This is a genomic window from Acinetobacter sp. Ac8 (assembly GCF_055392545.1).
Genome location: NZ_AP043689.1, coordinates 1,231,379 through 1,251,320, shown reverse-complemented (window position 1 = coordinate 1,251,320; position 19,942 = coordinate 1,231,379). Strand labels below are relative to the sequence as shown.

The following is a 19,942-nucleotide window of genomic DNA, read 5'->3' as shown; positions in this document are numbered from 1 at the left end:
TAATTTTTTATCCAACTTCACATCTCGTTCACACTGATTTATCTACAGTATTAAATAAAATTCAAAATGGATAATGATCATGAAAAACCCAAAAAAAATCTTTGCCTCTATGTTGGCACTGATGTGTTTATCAGGATGTAAAAGCATTCCAAGTTATTCCTCAGATTATAGTTCCGCCAGAAATAATATTACGGGTATGACATTGACAGAAACCCAAGCATTAGAGATTGGCACTCATTTCATATCTACCTTCAATACTTTAGGTACACCAGAATTCATAAATAAAGCCAGTTCTCTATATGCAGAGCACCTTTTTATCAATGACACACTTTCCCAGTTCTCATCACGACAAAATTTACTAGAACATTTCAAAGGTATGAATAAGCGTGTTAGAAATGTCAAAGTAAAATTATTAAATACTACCCATCAGCAAGACTCTGCATATATACATTGGTATATGGCTTATGAGTTCAAAATTTTTGGTGTGCAAAGAAAAATGGCGTCATATGGTATTAGTGAAATTAAAGTAAATAAAGATAATCAAATTATTTTTCAACAAGACTTTTGGGATCCTGCAAATGGCCTATATCGTCAATTGCCTTATGTAGGAGGTGCTTATTCATGGTTATTAGCATTCAAAAAATCATCTTAAGTGTTGCGTGTATGACTGGTTTATCCGTCAGCACGTCAACAATTCATGCTGCATCTGTACAACAATGTGCAACAGCTGCCCTTTTAATCGGGAAAAAACAAGTCGGTCAAGTAAGCTACTTTGCAGAGTCTTGTAAAAAAGCCTGGGATATGCAAAGTATTCAAATGAATTTTTCTTATACTCAAGATATCCCAGAATGGGCATTTAAACGTGCAGCCACACATTTTTTAAAGAAAAATATTCCTGATTTTAAAGAGACATCTCCCCTGAACCAAATTACACAGCTTTATAAACCAGTTAAAAATGGCGATTTATACACTTTAAGCTACGTCCATTCGTCCCACACATTGACACTTTTACTGAATCAGAAAACATTAGGTCATATCCAAAATGATCATGCCAATCAATATTTTAAAATTTGGTTAGGTTCACAGCCTTTTAATGCTAAATTGAAACAACAGCTCTTAAATTAACGACATAAAGTTATTGTAATGACAAAGCATTTTATCCTTATGGTCGAAGACCATTACGAATTAGCATCTACCCTCTGTGAGTTTTTAGAGACACATGGTTTTGTAATAGATCATGCCCGTAATTTAGACACAGCTCGAAATTTATTAAAACACAATCCTTATCACATTCTGTTATTGGATATTAATTTACCTGATGGCTCAGGTTACGATCTCTGTCATTGGTTAAGGAAAGAACAAGGCTTAGACATCCCTGTACTAATGCTCACAGCACGTGATACCTTAGATGACAAAATGAAAGGTTTTACTTCAGGTACCGATGATTATTTGGTCAAACCATTCGACTTTAACGAATTGGTTATGCGAGTTCGGGCTTTGATTAAAAGATCAATGGGTGAAGTTTCTAATAGCCAATTACAAATTCACGACCTAATTTTAGATAGTGCACGACAAACTATTAGCCGTGCTGGTCAAAATATTGAACTTCCACCAATTCAATTTAAGCTCTTGAAGTTATTGATGAGAAACTCACCTAAAGTCATTACTAAACAAGAAATTGTAATAGAATTATGGGGTGATACAGAGCCTGAAAGTGATGCACTGCGCAGCCATATTTATAATTTACGTAAAATGGTTGATAAGCCTTTTAATCAGAAATTGATTCATACAGTGTCAGGTGTTGGCTTAAAAATTTCGCTTGAACTAGACTCACTTAGTTAAGATAAACCACCACGACTAATCCCGTGGAAGGCATTAAAGTAATATCATTGTGAATAGTTAAATAATATTGACGATCAAACAACTCCACACGCCAACCCAATTGCTTAGACAATTTCTGTACTAATTGTAGTCCAATACCATGCCCTTTGGTTTGTAACTTTAATTGAGGGCAAGATAACTCGCGTACTTTAACGTTATTGGGTAAATTGATGCCTATACCATTATCGGCAATCAGGACCTTATTTTTTTGCACAATAATATCAATTTCTGAACCTTGAGAATAATTTAAGGCATTACGTAAAATATTACCAAAAACCATTTTTGTCATAGATGGATACAGTAGCCGTGTCTGTTCATTCGGATCTTGTTGAAGATTAATCTGTATTCCTTTGACCTGACCCACACTTTCTAAATCAACTTGTAATTCATGTAATATATTGAAGATTGATCTATATTCTGGAGTGAGCGTATTGGTGGTATTACGCGCAATTGCCAATAAGGTATCAACCAGTAACTGCATGTCTTCAATGGTATTACCCAGACGAATAAAGGCTTTGTTATCACCATAACGGGCTTGGCAAATTTGAACATTACCTTTTAGAACTGTTAAAGGTGTCCGTAGTTCATGACTGACATCACTGCTAAACTCACGTTCACGATTAATAAATTCATTCAAAACCTGATGATATTTCTCTAATGCTTGTTTTAAATATTCTGCTTCCATATTTGCATCAGTACTGATGTCCTTAAAAGGTGATGCTTCTTTGTTCTGATGTTCCCAATCGATGTTTTCTAAAGCATTGGCAAGTCGAGTGATCGGAGAAAAATAACGGCGCGCACGCCGATTCCACCACCACAACACACTATAAAGTACAAACAAACTCAGCATTAACGGTGCTAAACCAAACAACCATATCAGTTTATTGACATTACTTTCACCAAAAACCAAAAGAACATGCTGTCCATTACGCTCTCCATAGACGGTCATACGTTCTTTACCATCCACAAAATGACGGCCAACTCCTGGTTTTAAATGTATGTTTTGAAAGCTAGTGGGGGTCACATTATTCCAGCGATATCCATATAAATTTTTGGTGTCAGGCAAATCTGCATTTGGATTATGCTCTATACGCATCCAATAATGCTCCATTTCCTGTTCAAGCGCAGTTTTCAATAATGTGCCTTTAATCACCCATGCACTACATGCAATACCAATCACAATCGACAAAGCGATCAATCCAATTTGCAACCAGTAATAACGATTAAAGACTTCACCCAAGGGATGAGCACGGTTGCTCTTAAAAAGCCTCAGCATAAATATATCCCTTGTATGACCCACTGAACAACAGATTCAATTTAGATTATACGGCTTTCTTATGAAACAAAAAGTGACCAATGACCCATTCTTGGCCTTGTTCAAAACCAAACAGTTCAGCACAAGCCATAAAGAAGATTCGCCAACGTTGCCACCAAGCTGCTGCATCTTTGCCATAGGTCTTTTCAAATAATGGTTTTAAACGTTGTTGGTTCCGATCCATATTTTCAAGCCAGGCATTGGCCGTTCTTTCATACTGCATACCTGACCACTGCCAATGCTGTTCTAACTGCAAGTGATCTTGAAAATGTAAGAAAGTTGACGCAGACGGCATCAATCCACCACTAAAAAAGTATTTCGACATCCAATCATATTCATTTTTAATTTCAAATGGATAATGCAAAAATCGATGGCAAAAAATATGACACCACAATAATCCATCAGGTTTAAGCCAGGTATTTATTTTTTCAAATAGCTTTTGATAATTACGCACATGCTCAAACATTTCCACCGACACCACGCGATCAAATGAGCCACCTTCAAGTTCTAACACATTGACATCGCAAGTGATGACCGTCAAATGATTGAACTGTCGTTGTTTGGCTTGTTGTTGAATATAGGCACGTTGCGTTGAAGAGTTCGATACAACAGTTATCTTTGCATTTGGATAATGCTCTGCCATCCATAAACTTAAAGATCCCCAACCACAACCAACTTCTAAAATGTGTTGACCATCTTTTAATTGTGCCCGTTCACAATAACCTGCTAAGGCTAACTCTTCAGCTTCGTCCAAACTCGTTTGAGCATCGCTAAATAAACTCGCACTATATTTTAAGCGTTTACCCAGTACTGCCTGAAAAAACTCAGTGGGAAGCTCATAATGCTGTTGGTTGGCTTTATCAGTTTCAATCGCAATTTCACTGCGCTTTAGCATACGGAGGACATCCATATAACGCTTGCTGCCCTGTTCAGGATCATAACGACCTTCTTGAATTAAGCGCTTTTTACTTAAGCTCCGTATCGCTGCACGTATCGCCTGATCTGGAACCAATCCACTTTCGACCAGTTTTAAAGACTGCTGAATAATAAAATCCATGTTGTGATCTACTCTTTAGGTTGCCACGGAATAAACATTGACGTTCGTTGTTGATAATCTCGGTAATTTTGACCACGATGACGTAATGCTTGTTGTTCGCTAAACGGAATACCTGTGATGTAATATAAAAATGCCCACATCAGTAATGGATAAATCCATAACAGATAAAGCCCTGCGGCCAAACCTAAAATGGGGTAAGCAAACCAATGTAACCATTCAAAAAAATAATTCGGATGCCGTGAATACTTCCATAAACCTTGATCCATGGTTTGACCGCGATGATCTGGGTTCTGTTTAAAATGATACAGCTGTTGATCAGCAGTGCTTTCACCAATGAAAGCCAGTAGCATAATGATTATCGCAACGATCAGCGCCCAATTCGTCCATTCATTCCACTGTATTGCGGGGAAACTCAGTAAGGACAGCATCGGATAGGAAAACAAAAGCGCCAGTCCTGCTTGAAACATAAAAAAGCACAAAAAGCCTAAATGTTTAAATTGTCCCATTGCACGACGCATATTGGCATAACGACGGTCTTCTTCTATTTCATGCAAGTAACGGCGTAATAAATGCCAAGTCAGACGTAAGAACCAAATGCTACTAGCAAGCCCAATAAAGATACGTACAGCTAAGGGTGCTGTATTCAGCAAAAATGCTGCAATGATGACATTCAGCGTAATACAGAAACTCCATGCAACATCGACTAAACCAGCACGACTGTTATAGGTCACGATGAGCCAGCATATCAGCATAATCACGACATCAAGTAACAACAACTTGAGTAACATTTTGCTCACTCCTTGGCATTTGGATGCTTAAAAGTTAATAAACGTTGGCTTCAAACAACATATGCACATCACTAATCACTCCTTCTTTAAAACCACCCTCGCAATAGCACAAATAAAAATCCCACATCCGAATAAATTTTTCATCAAATCCAAGCGCTAGAACCTGTTCACGGGCAGCTAAAAAGTTTTTCCGCCAAAGATGTAGCGTTTGTGCATAACTTTGCCCAATATCTTCTAAATGTTTTAAACGCAATTTTTGTTCAGATGCAGTTTGAGTTAATACACTGATGCACGGAATAAAGCTGCCAGGGAAAATATAACGTTTAATATAATCCACAGTTTTTAAGGCTTTTTTATAACGCGCATCTTCAATGGTAATCGCTTGAATCAGTCCTAGCCCTTGCGGCTTCAACAAATTGCGACATTGTTTAAAATAGGTTGATAAATATTGCTCACCTACAGCTTCAATCATTTCAATGGAAACAAGTTTGTCGAATTTACCTTCCAGTAAGCGATAATCTTTTAATTGCACCTCTACCCGATGTGCTAAACCTGCTGCTTGAATCCGGGCTACTGCTTCATCATATTGCGCTTGTGAAATAGTAATCGTAGTCACTTTACAACCATAGTTTTGTGCAGCATAAAGGGCAAAACCGCCCCAACCACTCCCAATTTCGACCAAATGATCCATCGGCTTTAGTTGTAATTTTTGACAAATCAATTCTTTTTTATACTCAGAAGCCTGTTCCAAAGTCATTTCAGCATCTTTAAACACAGCACTGGAATACATCATTGATGGATCTAGAAATAATTTAAAGAAATCATTGCTCAGGTCATAATGATCTGCAATATTTTTACGGCTGCCGTCAATTGAGTTCCTGCGTTTTTTATACCAAGCTTTTAAAAAAAATTGACTCGCCTGAGCAATAATATTTTGATTTAGCGTATCCAAAAGATCACGATTACGTGCCAAAATTTGAACCATCTCAACCAAATGATCAGTACTCCAATAACCTCGAATATAGCCTTCGGCGGCACCTAATACGCCATGCTTAAAAATCAATTCCACCAGTTTTTTATCATGGACCTGAACAACCGCAATTAACTCCATATTGTCGCCGACAAAACCATTCCACACCCCTTGAAATATAATTTGACCATGACGTAGCTTTAATAAACTTTGTAAAACCAAAGGCAGTGAGTCTTGTTCAGTGGAAATAAGTGCTTTCATGGCATTGTTTTTCCTTTGTCTTTTTTAGGATGTCGATAAAATGGTACTTTTTTCTTCCATAAGCGAAAAGCATTCAGATAAATTCCTGCCATCATTTTGAAAGGTTCAAAGACACTATAAATAGCATATCGATGCTGCTGTGAAGAAACTGTGATGGGCACTAATATAAATCGCATAGTCGCGTCAAATTGCAGTACATCCTGTTGAAAAAGCTGCATATGAATGACATTTTGCTGAGTAGAAAAATTAAAATTCCACAGGTAATTCATGTCCATTGGCATAAAAGGCGAGACATGAAATGATTTTTTAAACTTGAATTGATAACTGCTAAACTGCGAATGTTGTACTACGTTGTTACGGCAATCATGCACATATACTTTACGTTCATCCCAAGGCGTATTGGTTATTTCACTCAGAATAAACAGCGGCTTTTCATTGGCATCAAAAATAAAATAAAATACCACTGAGTTAAAACGAAAACCTAAAGTCCGTGGTAACGCTAAAACTCGAATCTGCGTATCTAAAGCCACTAAACTATTGGCTTGTTTTAATATTATTTTTTGAATTTTTTGCCGAATTGAACCGTGTTCTTCGATTAAAAAATCATTTGGATCAAGTTTAAGCAGATTCCATCGGCTAGATGACCATAAATAAGATTGCTGGGTAATCGATAGGATTTGATCTGGATCAAACCATAAATAATTCAACTGAGCTTCAAATTTATGTGACTTAGGCAAATAGCGTCGATGCCGTATCACTACAGGGGCTACAGCGAGTTTAGTCATCAACATTGCCTACTCCTAAATCACATCAGCCATATGTTTTTCTAATTGCTCTACTACTTGAGCAGCACTGCGTACCCCATCCTCATGGAAACCCCAGCCCCAATAAGCACCGCAAAATGATGTTCGATTTTGGCCATTAATATCTGACCAGCGTTGTTGCGCTTCTATAGCTTGGGCATTAAATACAGGATGGCGATAATCACGTTCGACTAAAATTTGCTTTGGATCAATTTGAAAGTTAGGATTTAACGTGGCAAATATTTGTGTTTGACAGGATAAGTTTTGTAGTTTGTTCATCCAATAAGTAAACGCGTAATGAACCGTGGACTTCGAACTTCGCCTATCAAAGTTAGCTTGATCTGCAGTAACATGCACATGCCAACTCGCCCATTGAGATTTACACTTTGGCATAATAGTCAAATCACGATGTAGCACCATTTTGTTATCTTGATAAGTAAAATTAGACAACACCTCTTGCTCTTGTGCGGTAGGATCATTTAATAACTTTAGGCTATCATCGGCATGACTAGCCAAAACCACCCAGTCAAATTGCTGTGTATCACATTCTGTTTGCACAATCACTTGATCAGCTAAGCGAGACACACCGATTACCGCCAGTTTTTTAAACTCAATATTTGCTGACTGCTGCTGGATGGCTTGAACATAACGTGCAGAACCACCTTTGACGGTTTGCCATTGTGGACGATCTCTAAGCTGTAACATGCGATGATGTTGAAAAAAGCTCACAACGAATTTATAAGGAATTTTTCCCACTTGATCAATTGGACATGACCATAATGCCCCGCACATTGGATATAAATGCTCTCGGCGAAAAGCATCGGAATAAGCGTTTTGATTTAAATAGTCTTCAATACTCAATGTCGTATCATGCTCATCCACAATGACGTCTTTATTTGCGGCATAAAATTTAAAAAGATCAGAGAGCATGGCTCTAAAATTAGAATTTAAAAAGTTTTGTGGTCTACTCAGCAAAGAAATTTTTTTCGACGGATTATATTGTAACCCAGTGACCAGATTGTTGACTGAAAAACTCATATCACTGTTTTGTACTTTTACCCCTAACTCGGTGATCATTTGGCTAAACAATGGATAATTGTAATTATTGAATACGATAAAACCGCTATCGATAGCAAGTTTTTGCTCATCAATCATCAAGTCGTGAGTATCAGTATGTCCTCCAAAATAATTATTTTTCTCAAATACAGTTACCTGATGATGTTTTGAAAGTTTCCATGCGGCATACAATCCGGAAACACCTGAACCAATAATCGCAATTTTCATGAAGATTCCCCAGTTTAACTTTTCTTGGTCTTTGTTTTAATAAATATGTTTACTTTACTTGCTGATTGAGCAATTTTACTGACCTCATACACTCGTGCAGGAATTGGCTTTAATTCCCAGACCAAACCGACCCAAGACATAATTTTTAAAACATAGTAGGTAATATCAATTTGCCACCAATAAAAACCTTGGCGTGCGCTCCCCGCATAAAAATGGTGGTTGTTATGCCATCCCTCGCCCAAAGTAATAATGGATAAAAATAAGTTATTCCGACTTTGATCTTCTGTTTCAAAATCTCGACTTCCATATAAATGTGCCAGAGAGTTAATACATAACGTCGCGTGAATTAATAAAACGGTTGAAACGACGAATCCCCAAACCAACAGCTGTAAACCAGTTGTTGCAAGTGATGGATACACGACCGCGAGCCATTCACCTAAAGCATAAATTGCTAATGCAGTCAGAAGCACAATGATCAAACTAAAACGATCCAACCAAACTAGTTCAGGATATTTGAGCCAATCTTTAATCACTTCTTTACGCGTGGCAAAATTATAATCATTTAAAAACCACCCTACATGACTGTACCAAAAGCCATGTGTAGACGAGTGTGGATCCTGTGCTGTATCCGTAAATCGATGATGATAACGGTGATGCGCTGCCCACCACAAAGGCCCACGCTGGGCACTCATTGTTCCAATCAATACAAAAATAAATTGAACGACTCGATAAGTTTTAAAAGTCTTGTGGGATAAATATCGATGGAAAAATGCAGTAATTGAAAACATCCGAATCAGATAAAACATCAACATAAAAGCAAGGGCAAACCAGGATATCCCTACGTAAAAAACCGCCAGACATGCAAGATGCAGAAGGATAAAAGGAATAATACGCACCCATTGAATTTTTTTATTATCAGGTGAAATGGTCTGTGCCTGAACCGGTTTGGACCAACTGTCTATCCATTGCATAACACGATTCAACATAGACTGATCCTAATTTTCTAATCATCAGATTTTGTATGAAAGAGTTTAATCAATTCGAAATGAAATTTATGTGAAGTAAATAATTTTTTTTAATGGTACTGACAAGTGAATGGAGCTAGCAACATCAGTTTTTAGACCTTTTATATTCACTTTAATAAGATACCCTATAAGGCTGCGAACAAAACATCATGAACAAAAAACAATCAACTTGATATGATAAAATTATTAACTTAGCTGTAGATTCAAAGAATAAAACAAATTTTTAAACTGATGCTGATCATAAAAAAATAAATCAAATTTATGAAAGCTCGAAATAACGGCTTGTTTACCTTATTCACAGCACCTTGAGCGCAAGCAACTTTATATTAAAGAGTCTCGCTACCTACTTACCATCATCAATATTTTTAAATGCTTTAGAGAGCTGACTTAGTGTTTTAACTTGTTTTCCATAGCGGCGGCATGAACGGCAAAGCAATAAATGAATTTGTAAATTGCCCTGCTCTCGAAATTGAAGTGTTCGATCTAATCTTTCAGATAATAACTGGGTGGCTTGACGACAGGTTAACATGAGCAATCATCCTTCAATAACCATTTATTTTCTAAACATTCACGTAATCTTGTTCGACTTCTATACATGAGCACATTTAAATTAGTCACAGTCAGTCCTAGCTTTTCACAAATTTCATCTGAACTTAGTTCAATCATTTCTCTAAACATGAAAACTTGTGCATATTTGGCTGGTAAATGATTCAAACAGGCATCAAAAATAATCCAAAAATCTTGTTGCTCCAATATTTCTTCTGGACTGGGCCATACTTGAGGTACTTCATATTTATTCCAATGCCCAGAAGCATCAAATAATGCATCTATACTTTGTTCACTGTCCTCATCATTAAACAATTCACTCATCGTCATTAAACGAGATTTTTGCCGAATTAAATCAAAAATCTTGTTTTTTAAAATCGCAAAAACCCACGTTTTAAAAGCTGCTCGGCCAGTAAAAGAATCAATATGTTGAAATGCGCTCATTAATGCTTCTTGAACAGCATCTTCAGCCTGCTGTAATGATGACAGTTGTAGAATTGCGAACTTCAGCATTTGTTGTCGTAACTCTATTACAAAGGCTGGATTTTGTAGTTGTTGTAATATTTCTTGATTCACATTTTCAGGCTCTACGCTCATCCATTTTCCTCATCATTTGTATGGGGTAGATCTAACAATTTCAATCGAATTAATAGTACTTTTAACTCATCGATCTGGGTTTGAATCTGAACGCTAGAAAAATCAGGAAACGTCGCTTTTATTAAACTTCTAATATCTTGTTCAACTAACTCTTGTTGATTGAGTTGTTCAATCACCGCAGCGAATAAAACAGATAAGCTTTCTACGCAGATATTATCTTGATCATTTCGCCAAACCAATATGGCACTAGGCATAGGCTCAACTTCAGCAATGATCGTGCTTGATGACCATTGGTAGACTGGATATTGATAAACGAGCACCCAGACTTGAGTATTTAACTGCCATTCACTCTGCCGAGTAAGGCGTTTTTTTTCAATTTGAACTGTATCTAAATAAAGTTCAAGCCATTCAAACTGTAATAGCTCAGCTAACCAGGGGTATTCATGTAAGCTGGGATGCTGACAATCTGTCAGATACTCTCTAAATTGTAGGGAAATATCATTATAAAACGGTGATTCACATTGCGCTTGTTGGAAAAACTCAGTTAATAACTTTTGCCACTGTATCGCAGGCAATATTGCACGAGTAATGGGATAGACCAAGTCAATAAAAGAACAAACATTATTAAAAAGTAAATCTCGATAAATCTGCATTCGTTCCGCAGGAAGAGCTTTTGGTAACTCAAATTGAGGAAAGCGAATCCAATTACAAAACTGCTGCTGTGTAGCTTGGAATGATATTTGCTCTGTTTTCATCACCGCCCTCCTGCTGCTGAATTGTTTTAATTCTCGTCATTTCATCTTGTAACTCTTGCCATGATGGAATATTAAAATCACGCTCAAGTAATGTTGGTTTTACACCACACACTTGATAAGTATATTGTAATAATTGCCAGACAGAATCGCATACTTCAGCACCATGCGTATCAATCAATAGATTTTGTTCAACTTGTTCATGCCCAGCAATATGTATATAACGAATCCGCTCTTTTGGCATTGCTCGAATAAAGGCATACCCATCACTGCCGTGGTTTATACTGTTTACATAGACGTTATTCACATCGAGTAATAACTCGCAGTCTGCTTGCTGAAGTACTTCAGATACAAAATCGGCCTCACTCATTTCAGCATTTGGCATCAAATAGGTTGAGACATTTTCGATCACCAGCCTTTTACCTAAAATATCTTGGACACGTAAAATACGTTCGGCTACATATTTAACTGCCGCCTCAGTCATTGGAATTGGCATCAAGTCGTATAAGTAGCCACGATCATGGGTATAACTTAAATGCTCGGAATAAATCGGGATATGATAATCTTCTAAAAACCCTTTAATTTTTTGAATAAACTCTAAATTGAGTGGATGTGGCCCACCAATGGATAAAGACAGCCCATGACAGATTAAAGGTGCTTTTTCCACACACCGAGCTAATAACTTTGCATGCCGACCACCAAAACCTATCCAATTTTCAGGCGCGATTTCAATAAAGTCTGGCACTTTTTTAGCACTTAGAAACTCATCAATAAAATCCCTTCTTAGCCCAAGCCCTACACCAGCCAAATTAACCATGGTGATACTCCAACTTTGGAAATGATGCCGTCTATGTGATTCACAGCGACATCATTCTTTAACTGATTGACTATTTACTACCACACTTACCATCAGCAACTTTTTTATCAGCACCACATTTCGCATCCGTTGCTTTCTTCGTTGCACCACATTTACCATCTGCTGCTTTTTTATCAGCACCACATTTTGCTTCTGCCGCTTTTTGTGATTTCGTCATTTTGTTCGATCCACACTTGGCTTCACCACATTTTGCATCACTGGCTTTCTTCGCATGGGTTTCTGTCGCATGCGTTGTTGGGGCTGCTGATACTTGAGTTACACCAGCAACAGATAAAGCTAGCAGTGCTGCGACTGATGTGATTGAGTTGAGTTTATTCATTGTTCTATTCCTTTAAGATAATTTACTTGCTTGTACTTAGGTACATATAGTTAGACGACCTAAACTACCATTTATTACAGTCCAAATTAAAAATTATGAATTATGTAAGAAACACAGTTACCAATCGACTAATTATTATTCAATCTTAATGGGTGTGAAATTTTCATGAATAACGCTATCTATGCTTTATCTGAAAAATACCAAAAATTTTGTAGTCTCATAAAACATGGTGACGGTATCGTAGCACTTACACTGAGACTTTATTTAGTCCCTATATTCTGGATGGCAGGTACAAACAAACTTGCGCATTTTCAACAAACAGTGGAATGGTTTGGTAATACAGATTGGGGCTTAGGTTTACCATTCCCGATGCTGTTAGCAACCCTTGCTACTTCAGTTGAAATTATAGGAGCAATTCTATTAGCCCTTGGTTTCTTGACCCGCTTAATTAGCATTCCACTCATTATCACCATGCTTGTTGCCATCGTTACAGTACATTTACCAAATGGATGGCAAGCAATTGCTGATTCCAATGCTCCATTTGCTAGTGCTCAAGTCCTCGCTTCAACTGAAAAGTTAGAAAAGGCGCGTCAAATCTTAGAAACGTGTGGAAATTATGATTGGTTAACCTCAAGTGGATCATTTGTCATCTTAAATAATGGTATTGAGTTTGCCGTAACCTACTTAGTCATGCTGTTAGCATTAATTGTGTTGGGCGGTGGGCGCTACCTAAGTCTAGATTATTGTGTGAAGCGTTTATTTTTAAAAGAAAAAGTGTAAAAAGAATTATAGCTAAATAATTAAGGTATCGAATATTGCTTTAATTTAACTCATCTCAAAACTTGCATTACTAAAGCAGCCTTACCATCTGATATTAAGCCATTTGATTAAGCCCAAATGAGACAAGCTATATGGAGATATTAAAATAAAAATAGAAGAAGCAATTTCAGTGATAAAAGTTCAGGAATTAGATTCAAAAAGTTAATTATAAAACAGAGAATTAAACTGGAGTCTAAATCTATCCAATCCATTCTAATTCGCTCTATTCAATCCAAAATTTATATAGGAGACGTGAAATAAAATCAAAGCAAAAAAAAGACCCTTAACAATTTAAGGGTCTTTTTAAATATTTGGCGGAAGCGGTGTCCGTCTAACACCAATCCTAAGAAGTCCAATCCAATATTATAAATTAATATTTTTCAATTAATTACAATTACACCCATCCAACTCAGTCTTGTCTAATCCGACTATTTCCAGTATTTTATGAGGGGTAATTTGAGGGGTAGACAATAACATGCCAAAGAAAGCTAAAGAACTATCTGCGCTTAGTGTAGCAAAAATTAAAGAGACTGGTCGATATCACGTAGGTGGTGTTGATGGTCTTTGTTTAAACGTCGAAGGAACTTCCCGTGTCTGGATTTTACGTGCGGTGGTGGGAAAACATCTGGATAAAGATGGAAAATTAAAACCTCATCGACGTGATATTGGTATTGGTCCATACCCTGAAGTTTCTTTAGCTGAAGCTCGTGCTAAAGCCACTGAATTAAAATTACAAATACGAAGTGGTATTGATCCAATTGTCCATCAACAGGAACAGCTTGCAAAGCTTCATGTTCAGCAACTACGGAACAAAACATTCATGGAATGTGCAAAAGTTGTTATTGCCAATAAAACCCGTGAACTCAAAAATGAAAAACATATTGGACAATGGTCATCAACACTAGAAACTTATATTTACCCAACTTTGGGCAATCTTACTATTAGTAACATTACCAAAGCCGATATTGCTGAAGTTTTAAGACCTATTTGGGTTGAGAAAAACGAAACAGCCAAACGTATCCGTGGTCGTATAGAAACCATTTTTGATTATGCCAAAGCAATGGGATATTTTGAGGGTGACAACCCTGCCGAATGGAAAGGCAATCTTGAACCTATATTAGGTAATTTAAAGCAGGAATCACGCCCTCACCCATCCCTGCCCTATGAACAGGTTGCTGAGTTTATCCAACACTTAAGACAGAAAAAAGGAATTTCACCAAAAGCTCTGGAATTTGCAATTTTAACCGCCTGTCGCTCTGGTGAGATTTTTGGGGCGAAATGGCAGGAAATTGATTTTAAGAATAAAGTCTGGATTATTCCTAAAGAACGTATGAAAGCAGAAAAGGAACATCATGTGCCTTTGTCGAAAGAAGCGATAAGTTTGCTTGAATCAATTCAAAATCATACTCTAATTCAAGATTTCATCTTCCCTGCGCCACGGAGTGGTGAGATGCTTTCTGATATGTCTTTGACGACCCTAATCAAACGACTGCATGAGCAAAAGCTTAAAGAAAATGGCTTAGGCTATATTGATCCCAAACAAAACCGAGTCATTACAACGCATGGCTTTCGGTCTACTTTCCGTGATTGGTCGGCAGACAAAACAGATTACCGTAGAGAAGTGTGTGAACATGTTCTCGCACACAAACTTCCAGATAAGGTTGAAGCTTCTTATTTACGTGGAGGCTATTTAGAAAAACGTAAAGGCTTAATGGCTGATTGGGCAACATATATCATGCACAAATAGCCTGAAGCCATGTGGTACAGCTCAAAAAAGTACAATCCCAATTACAAAAACACTTAATATAAAAATAAGAGATAAAGGAATTTTATCTCTTATAAATCTGAATTTTAATTGCTCATCCATCCAACTAATTTGATGTTCCCAAAAGAATTTGTAATGAGCATACCAATTACTAAAAAGGATCTGCTTACTTATCCCACACTCGCTTTAAGTAAGCGAATCCGAAATAGAGAAACGCTGGCGTAACACTATAAGTAGCTAAATAAAAAAACAATATAGAAAATCTAACTCCACCCATGAGAGGTGGAGTTAGCTTGATTTATTTCAGTGAATGTATTGATTATTCTTGATTGTCTAAATACTTTTCAGCATCCAATGCTGCCATACAACCCGAACCAGCCGAGGTAATCGCTTGACGATAAATACTGTCTGCCACATCACCCGCAGCAAATACACCCTCGATAGATGTAGCTGTTGCATTACCCGTAGTTCCACTTTGGACTTGGATATAGCCATCACGTAGGTTCAATTGACTTTCAAACATTCCTGTATTGGGTTTATGTCCAATCGCAACAAACAAGCCTTGCACTTGAACATCTTGGATACTTGCATCTTGAGTGGATTTAATACGTACCGCCGTTACACCTGTGTTGTCACCTAAAACCTCATCAACTTGATGGTTCCAAATAATGCTGATTTTGCCCTCTTTTTCTTTGGCAAAAAGATGGTCTTGCAAAATCTTTTCAGAACGCAGACTGTCACGACGGTGTACCAGTGTCACATGTGCAGCGATATTTGACAGATATAAAGCTTCCTCAACCGCAGTGTTACCACCACCAACCACCATGACATTTTGGTTTTTATAGAAGAAACCATCACAGGTTGCACAGGCACTCACACCCTGCCCCATGAAAGCTGCCTCTGACTCAAGACCTAGATATTGAGCCGTTGCACCTGTTGCAATAATCAGTGCATCACAAGTATATTCACCCATGTCACCTTTGAGTACGAATGGGCGAGTTTTGAGATCCACCTCATTGATGTGATCATAGACCATTTCTGTACCAAAGCGTTCTGCATGCGCCTGCATACGCTCCATGAGTACAGGACCAGTTAAGCCCTCAGCATCGCCAACCCAATTATCAACTTCAGTCGTTGTTGTTAATTGCCCGCCTAATTGTAGTCCAGCAATCAATGTTGGTTTGAGGTTGGCACGAGCTGCATATACGGCTGCACTATAACCCGCAGGTCCCGAACCTAAAATAATTAAACGAGAATGTTGATTTTGCATTTAATTTTCTCCAGCATTCTACAAACTTCGCTGATTAACACGTTTTGATAATTCTTCAGCAGATTCTTTACGCTCAGAATAACGATCAGTTAAATACTGACTTTGCCCCCGTGTCAGCAAGGTGAATTTATACAGCTCTTCCATCACATCCACGATACGGTCGTAATACGATGATGCTTTCATTCGCCCATCTTCTTCAAACTCTAAAAATGCTTTTGGAATTGAAGACTGATTCGGAATCGTGATCATCCGCATCCAACGCCCTAAAATACGCATTTGATTGACACTATTGAAAGATTGCGAACCACCACTGACTTGCATTAGTGCCAGTGTTTTTCCTTGAGTGGCACGAATCGCACCACCTGCCAATGGAATCCAATCTATCTGTGACTTAAAGATCGAACTCATTGAACCGTGACGTTCAGGCGAACACCACACCATGCCCTCTGACCATGCCAAAAGCTCATGTAGTTCTTTTGCTTTTGGGTGTTCCATATCCGCATCTTCTGGCAAAGGTAGCCCTTTCGGATGAAAAATTTTAACCTCAGCACCAAACTGTTCCAAGATTCGACCTGCTTCCATCACGGCTAAACGACTATACGAACGCTCACGGTTAGAACCATATAACAACAAAATACGTGGCGCATGATCTAACGATTTAGCTTGAACTTTTTCCAAAGTTGGCTGTTCAAGTAGCTCCATATCAACATTAGGAAGATTCATTACAATTACACCGATTTAAAATACTTTTTTCTGAGCCATAGAGACACACTCACTAAAGCGATCAATACAGGTACTTCAACTAAAGGACCAATCACGGTGGTAAATGCCACAGGTGAAGCCAAACCAAAGGTTGCAATCGCTACAGCCAAAGCCAACTCAAAGTTATTACCAGCAGCCGTGAAAGAAATTGCTGTGGTTTTAGGATAGTCATTGCCCATCCATTTACTCATAAAGAAGCTGATGAAAAACATCACAATAAAATAAATCGTGAGTGGGATTGCGATACGCAGAACATCCAATGGTAAGCTCACTACATCACCACCTTTTAGGCTAAACATTGCCACGATGGTAAAAAGAAGTGCCAATAAACTGAGTGGGCTGATCTTGGGTAAAAAGACATTTTGATACCAATCTAAGCCTTTGGCTTTGACCAAAACCAAACGAGTCAAGAAACCAAGAAGAAATGGAATCCCCAAGTAAACCAACACCGCATGGGTAATCGTCCAGAAATCAACATTGATCACTTGCCCTGCAATACCGAAATAGGGTGGCAAGAATGTGAGGAACAGCCAAGCATAGGTACTAAAAAACAGAATCTGGAAAATACTATTGAATGCCACCAACGCTGCTACATATTGGTTATCACCACAGGCTAAACCATTCCACACCAAGACCATTGCAATACAGCGAGCCAAACCGATCAGGATCAAGCCTGTCATGTACTCTGGATAGCTATGTAAAAAAATAATTGCTAATGCAAACATTAATACAGGCGCAATCACCCAGTTCTGCACCAAAGACAAAGTTAAGGTTTTCTTGTCTTTAAACACTTGTGGCAAAGTAGCATAGTCCACTTTGGCTAAAGGTGGATACATCATCAGAATCAAACCAATCGCAATTGGAATATTGACGGAATCCACACTCATTTTGTCTAAAGTAACGGAAGCTTGCGGAAAGAACACACCTATCGCAATCCCCAATGCCATGGCGATAAAAATCCATAGAGTGAGGTTACGATCTAGAAAAGATAATCTTTGTTGAGCCATGATGTTCTCATTCAATATGCGAAATTTGATTGATTGCTGCAATCAAATCTGGGCGAGACATATGAGTTGTATCTAGTGCCAATAAAGCGTCTAAGCGGCGGTTGATATGATCAACAGTAACTTGGAATGCTTTTAATTTTTCTTCTTTCGGCAAATCTAAATGTGAAGGATCAGCCAAGCCCCAATGTGCCTTAATCGCTCCACCTAAATAAAGTGGACACGCTTCTTGAGCTGCTGAATCGCAAACAGTAATCACGACGTCAGGTTGATATTGTTCGCAGTCATCAATGGTTTTACTCCACAAACCATCTGTTGAGAGACCAAGATTTTCTAAAGTTTCTATAGTCAATGGATGTACTTGCCCTGATGGCTTACTACCTGCACTGTATGCTTTCCATCCTTCAGGCGCACGACTGTTAAAAAGGACTTCTGAGAGGATGCTACGGCAACTATTTCCAGTACACAAAAAAAGAAATTTCATATTCTATTACTCACAATAGCTATTTATTTGGATATTTTGGGAATCTTTATTTACTATGGTTTGACTGCTTACCAAAAGATTCAGAACGTCATGGCACCACATTGGTAATTGCGGATTAATGCTGTAATACACCCATTGGCTTTGTCTCCTGTCCTGTAAGAGACCAGAAGAACGCAATAACGCTAAATGCCTAGAAATCTTTGGCTGACTCAGTTGCAACTTTTCAGTCAAATCACAAACACATAATTCTTTATTCTCAGCGACTAAAGTCACGATATTTAGTCGAGTTTCATCTGATAAGCATTTAAAAAAATTAACTTGGTCCATTCTTAACTCCCATTCACTTATTTGGATATGCGGATAATCACATACAAAAAGTAAAATTTTTAATTCACTCGTTGACCATTTTCATCAATCACTTTTTCACCATCCTCTTTCGTAAAGGCACCCTTCTGAGGTAATGGTAGAATATCTAAGACAACTTCAGAAGGACGGCTTAAGCGAGTGCCTAATTCAGTAACAACAAATGGTCGATTAATCAATATTGGATGATCAAGCATAAAACTAAGTAACTGCTCATCACTCAAATCACTACGATCAAGGTCTAAATCCCGATAAGGATCTACATTCTGGCGAATGGCCTCTCTTACTGTTAATTTTGCATCCTGAATCAATTTAACTAATTCGTCATGACTAGGTGGTGTAATGAGATATTCAATCACAGTTGGCTCAATCCCTGTATTACGGATCAAAGCCAAAGTGTTGCGAGATGTCCCACAAGCTGGGTTGTGATAAATCGTCACAGTTGATGAAGTTGTCATCGAATTGAGCTCTTTTGATAATTTATAATATCTTTATATTCGAATTACCATATATATGCAATACCATATGTTTTGTTTTTTATTAGAGAATAAGGCTCTTTTGAAAAGAACCTCATTACTATCAAAATTCTATCTACTAAATCATCCTATTTTTTTAACTTAGCAGCTACGACTGTGTATGTTTCTCCCTCAGCCTTTAATTCAAAATCAACTTTTTGCCCTACTGCAAGCCCATTCAATAATGCAGGATCAGCAACTTTAAAGCCCATGGTCATCGCAGGCCATTTAATCGCAGGAATTGCCTCATGATCGAGTGTCAAAATATTTTCTTTCGTATCAATAGCCGTAATCACTCCAACTGCTTGAGTTGTCGTTGCTGTAGATGATTCTTTACTCATCTGCTCCATAGGCGCTTCCGCTTTCTTTTGCTCTGACGCCTCATTTTTACTACATGCACTTAACGCAGTAACAGTGGCAACAAGAGCGACAATTTTAATAAATTTAAACATAATAAAACCTCTTTGAACGAAATAAGAAAACTA

Annotated in this window: 25 protein-coding genes; 5 read left to right on the top strand and 20 right to left on the bottom strand. The window is 37.8% G+C overall.

Annotated elements, in window-relative coordinates; genetic code table 11:
• Positions 1-79 precede the first annotated feature (79 nt).
• Genes ACZ5QH_RS06065 through ACZ5QH_RS06055 form a run of 3 tightly spaced genes read left to right on the top strand, consistent with a single transcriptional unit; the run spans position 80 to position 1,842 of the window.
• The gene (locus ACZ5QH_RS06065) at positions 80-652 is read left to right on the top strand and encodes a DUF2358 domain-containing protein (protein ID WP_303577302.1); all 573 of its coding nucleotides are present in this window, start codon (positions 80-82) and stop codon (positions 650-652) included.
• Positions 622-1,125: a chalcone isomerase family protein gene (locus ACZ5QH_RS06060; RefSeq protein WP_004819755.1), complete on the top strand. Its 504-nt coding sequence runs from the start codon at positions 622-624 to the stop codon at positions 1,123-1,125. The genes ACZ5QH_RS06065 and ACZ5QH_RS06060 overlap by 31 nt, the downstream gene beginning before the upstream one ends.
• An 18-nt stretch (positions 1,126-1,143) precedes the next feature.
• Positions 1,144-1,842, top strand: a complete 699-nt coding sequence (locus ACZ5QH_RS06055) for a response regulator transcription factor (protein WP_034617843.1) — start codon at positions 1,144-1,146, stop codon at positions 1,840-1,842.
• On the opposite strand, the gene ACZ5QH_RS06050 is transcribed toward ACZ5QH_RS06055, so the two are convergent.
• The 12 genes from ACZ5QH_RS06050 to ACZ5QH_RS05995 form a co-directional block, all read right to left on the bottom strand.
• Positions 1,835-3,157 carry a sensor histidine kinase gene (locus ACZ5QH_RS06050; protein WP_004819752.1) on the bottom strand — a complete coding sequence of 441 codons (1,323 nt, stop codon included), beginning with the start codon at positions 3,155-3,157 and terminating at the stop codon, positions 1,835-1,837. The genes ACZ5QH_RS06055 and ACZ5QH_RS06050 overlap by 8 nt on opposite strands.
• A gap of 46 nt (positions 3,158-3,203) precedes the next feature.
• Entirely contained in the window at positions 3,204-4,253 is a 1,050-nt protein-coding gene (locus ACZ5QH_RS06045) for an SAM-dependent methyltransferase (RefSeq protein ID WP_004819750.1), read from the bottom strand.
• A gap of 8 nt (positions 4,254-4,261) precedes the next feature.
• Positions 4,262-5,041 (bottom strand): DUF1295 domain-containing protein, encoded by a 780-nt coding sequence (locus ACZ5QH_RS06040; protein WP_004819746.1) that lies wholly within the window; start codon positions 5,039-5,041, stop codon positions 4,262-4,264.
• Between the two features lie 34 nt (positions 5,042-5,075).
• Positions 5,076-6,272, bottom strand: a complete 1,197-nt coding sequence (locus tag ACZ5QH_RS06035; RefSeq protein WP_004819745.1) for an SAM-dependent methyltransferase — start codon at positions 6,270-6,272, stop codon at positions 5,076-5,078.
• On the bottom strand, positions 6,269-7,063 hold the full coding sequence (locus ACZ5QH_RS06030) for a DUF1365 domain-containing protein (RefSeq protein WP_004819743.1): 795 nt from the start codon (positions 7,061-7,063) through the stop codon (positions 6,269-6,271). The genes ACZ5QH_RS06035 and ACZ5QH_RS06030 overlap by 4 nt, the downstream gene beginning before the upstream one ends.
• A gap of 9 nt (positions 7,064-7,072) precedes the next feature.
• Positions 7,073-8,359, bottom strand: coding sequence for an NAD(P)/FAD-dependent oxidoreductase (locus ACZ5QH_RS06025; RefSeq protein ID WP_004819742.1), 1,287 nt, complete (start codon positions 8,357-8,359; stop codon positions 7,073-7,075).
• A gap of 14 nt (positions 8,360-8,373) precedes the next feature.
• Positions 8,374-9,345: an acyl-CoA desaturase gene (locus tag ACZ5QH_RS06020; protein ID WP_004819737.1), complete on the bottom strand. Its 972-nt coding sequence runs from the start codon at positions 9,343-9,345 to the stop codon at positions 8,374-8,376.
• Positions 9,346-9,727: 382 nt separating this feature from the next.
• Positions 9,728-9,913, bottom strand: coding sequence for a zf-HC2 domain-containing protein (locus tag ACZ5QH_RS06015; protein ID WP_004819735.1), 186 nt, complete (start codon positions 9,911-9,913; stop codon positions 9,728-9,730).
• The gene (locus ACZ5QH_RS06010) at positions 9,907-10,527 is read right to left on the bottom strand and encodes an RNA polymerase factor sigma-70 (protein ID WP_303577303.1); all 621 of its coding nucleotides are present in this window, start codon (positions 10,525-10,527) and stop codon (positions 9,907-9,909) included. The genes ACZ5QH_RS06015 and ACZ5QH_RS06010 overlap by 7 nt, the downstream gene beginning before the upstream one ends.
• The gene (locus tag ACZ5QH_RS06005) at positions 10,524-11,282 is read right to left on the bottom strand and encodes an HvfC family RiPP maturation protein (RefSeq protein WP_303577304.1); all 759 of its coding nucleotides are present in this window, start codon (positions 11,280-11,282) and stop codon (positions 10,524-10,526) included. Before ACZ5QH_RS06005 ends, ACZ5QH_RS06010 begins: the two co-directional genes overlap by 4 nt.
• Positions 11,233-12,096 carry an HvfB family MNIO-type RiPP peptide maturase gene (locus ACZ5QH_RS06000; protein ID WP_105713410.1) on the bottom strand — a complete coding sequence of 288 codons (864 nt, stop codon included), beginning with the start codon at positions 12,094-12,096 and terminating at the stop codon, positions 11,233-11,235. Before ACZ5QH_RS06000 ends, ACZ5QH_RS06005 begins: the two co-directional genes overlap by 50 nt.
• 70 nt (positions 12,097-12,166) lie before the next feature.
• Positions 12,167-12,475, bottom strand: coding sequence for an HvfA family oxazolone/thioamide-modified RiPP metallophore (locus tag ACZ5QH_RS05995; protein ID WP_096733471.1), 309 nt, complete (start codon positions 12,473-12,475; stop codon positions 12,167-12,169).
• Between the two features lie 165 nt (positions 12,476-12,640).
• Here ACZ5QH_RS05995 and ACZ5QH_RS05990 point away from each other — a divergent pair, with 165 nt between their 5' ends.
• Together ACZ5QH_RS05990 and ACZ5QH_RS05985 are read left to right on the top strand one after the other, a co-directional pair.
• Positions 12,641-13,255 carry an HvfX family Cu-binding RiPP maturation protein gene (locus ACZ5QH_RS05990; protein WP_303577305.1) on the top strand — a complete coding sequence of 205 codons (615 nt, stop codon included), beginning with the start codon at positions 12,641-12,643 and terminating at the stop codon, positions 13,253-13,255.
• A 514-nt stretch (positions 13,256-13,769) separates the two neighbouring features.
• Positions 13,770-15,041, top strand: coding sequence for a tyrosine-type recombinase/integrase (locus ACZ5QH_RS05985; RefSeq protein WP_004699746.1), 1,272 nt, complete (start codon positions 13,770-13,772; stop codon positions 15,039-15,041).
• A 21-nt stretch (positions 15,042-15,062) separates the two neighbouring features.
• On the opposite strand, the gene ACZ5QH_RS05980 is transcribed toward ACZ5QH_RS05985, so the two are convergent.
• From ACZ5QH_RS05980 to ACZ5QH_RS05945, 8 genes are all read right to left on the bottom strand, one after another.
• Positions 15,063-15,221 (bottom strand): hypothetical protein, encoded by a 159-nt coding sequence (locus tag ACZ5QH_RS05980; protein ID WP_324097330.1) that lies wholly within the window; start codon positions 15,219-15,221, stop codon positions 15,063-15,065.
• A 157-nt stretch (positions 15,222-15,378) separates the two neighbouring features.
• Positions 15,379-16,329 carry a thioredoxin-disulfide reductase gene (trxB, locus tag ACZ5QH_RS05975; protein ID WP_004699744.1) on the bottom strand — a complete coding sequence of 317 codons (951 nt, stop codon included), beginning with the start codon at positions 16,327-16,329 and terminating at the stop codon, positions 15,379-15,381.
• An 18-nt stretch (positions 16,330-16,347) separates the two neighbouring features.
• Positions 16,348-17,052 carry an arsenical resistance protein ArsH gene (gene arsH, locus ACZ5QH_RS05970; protein WP_004699742.1) on the bottom strand — a complete coding sequence of 235 codons (705 nt, stop codon included), beginning with the start codon at positions 17,050-17,052 and terminating at the stop codon, positions 16,348-16,350.
• A gap of 5 nt (positions 17,053-17,057) precedes the next feature.
• A complete protein-coding gene (arsB, locus tag ACZ5QH_RS05965) occupies positions 17,058-18,098 on the bottom strand; it encodes an ACR3 family arsenite efflux transporter (RefSeq protein ID WP_004699740.1) in 1,041 nt (346 codons plus the stop codon).
• A 7-nt stretch (positions 18,099-18,105) separates the two neighbouring features.
• On the bottom strand, positions 18,106-18,579 hold the full coding sequence (locus ACZ5QH_RS05960) for an arsenate reductase ArsC (RefSeq protein ID WP_004699737.1): 474 nt from the start codon (positions 18,577-18,579) through the stop codon (positions 18,106-18,108).
• Between the two features lie 6 nt (positions 18,580-18,585).
• A complete protein-coding gene (locus ACZ5QH_RS05955) occupies positions 18,586-18,906 on the bottom strand; it encodes a metalloregulator ArsR/SmtB family transcription factor (protein ID WP_004699734.1) in 321 nt (106 codons plus the stop codon).
• A gap of 59 nt (positions 18,907-18,965) precedes the next feature.
• Positions 18,966-19,400, bottom strand: a complete 435-nt coding sequence (arsC, locus tag ACZ5QH_RS05950; RefSeq protein WP_004699732.1) for an arsenate reductase (glutaredoxin) — start codon at positions 19,398-19,400, stop codon at positions 18,966-18,968.
• Positions 19,401-19,546: 146 nt separating this feature from the next.
• Positions 19,547-19,909, bottom strand: a complete 363-nt coding sequence (locus ACZ5QH_RS05945; RefSeq protein ID WP_004699729.1) for a copper-binding protein — start codon at positions 19,907-19,909, stop codon at positions 19,547-19,549.
• Positions 19,910-19,942 lie beyond the last annotated feature (33 nt).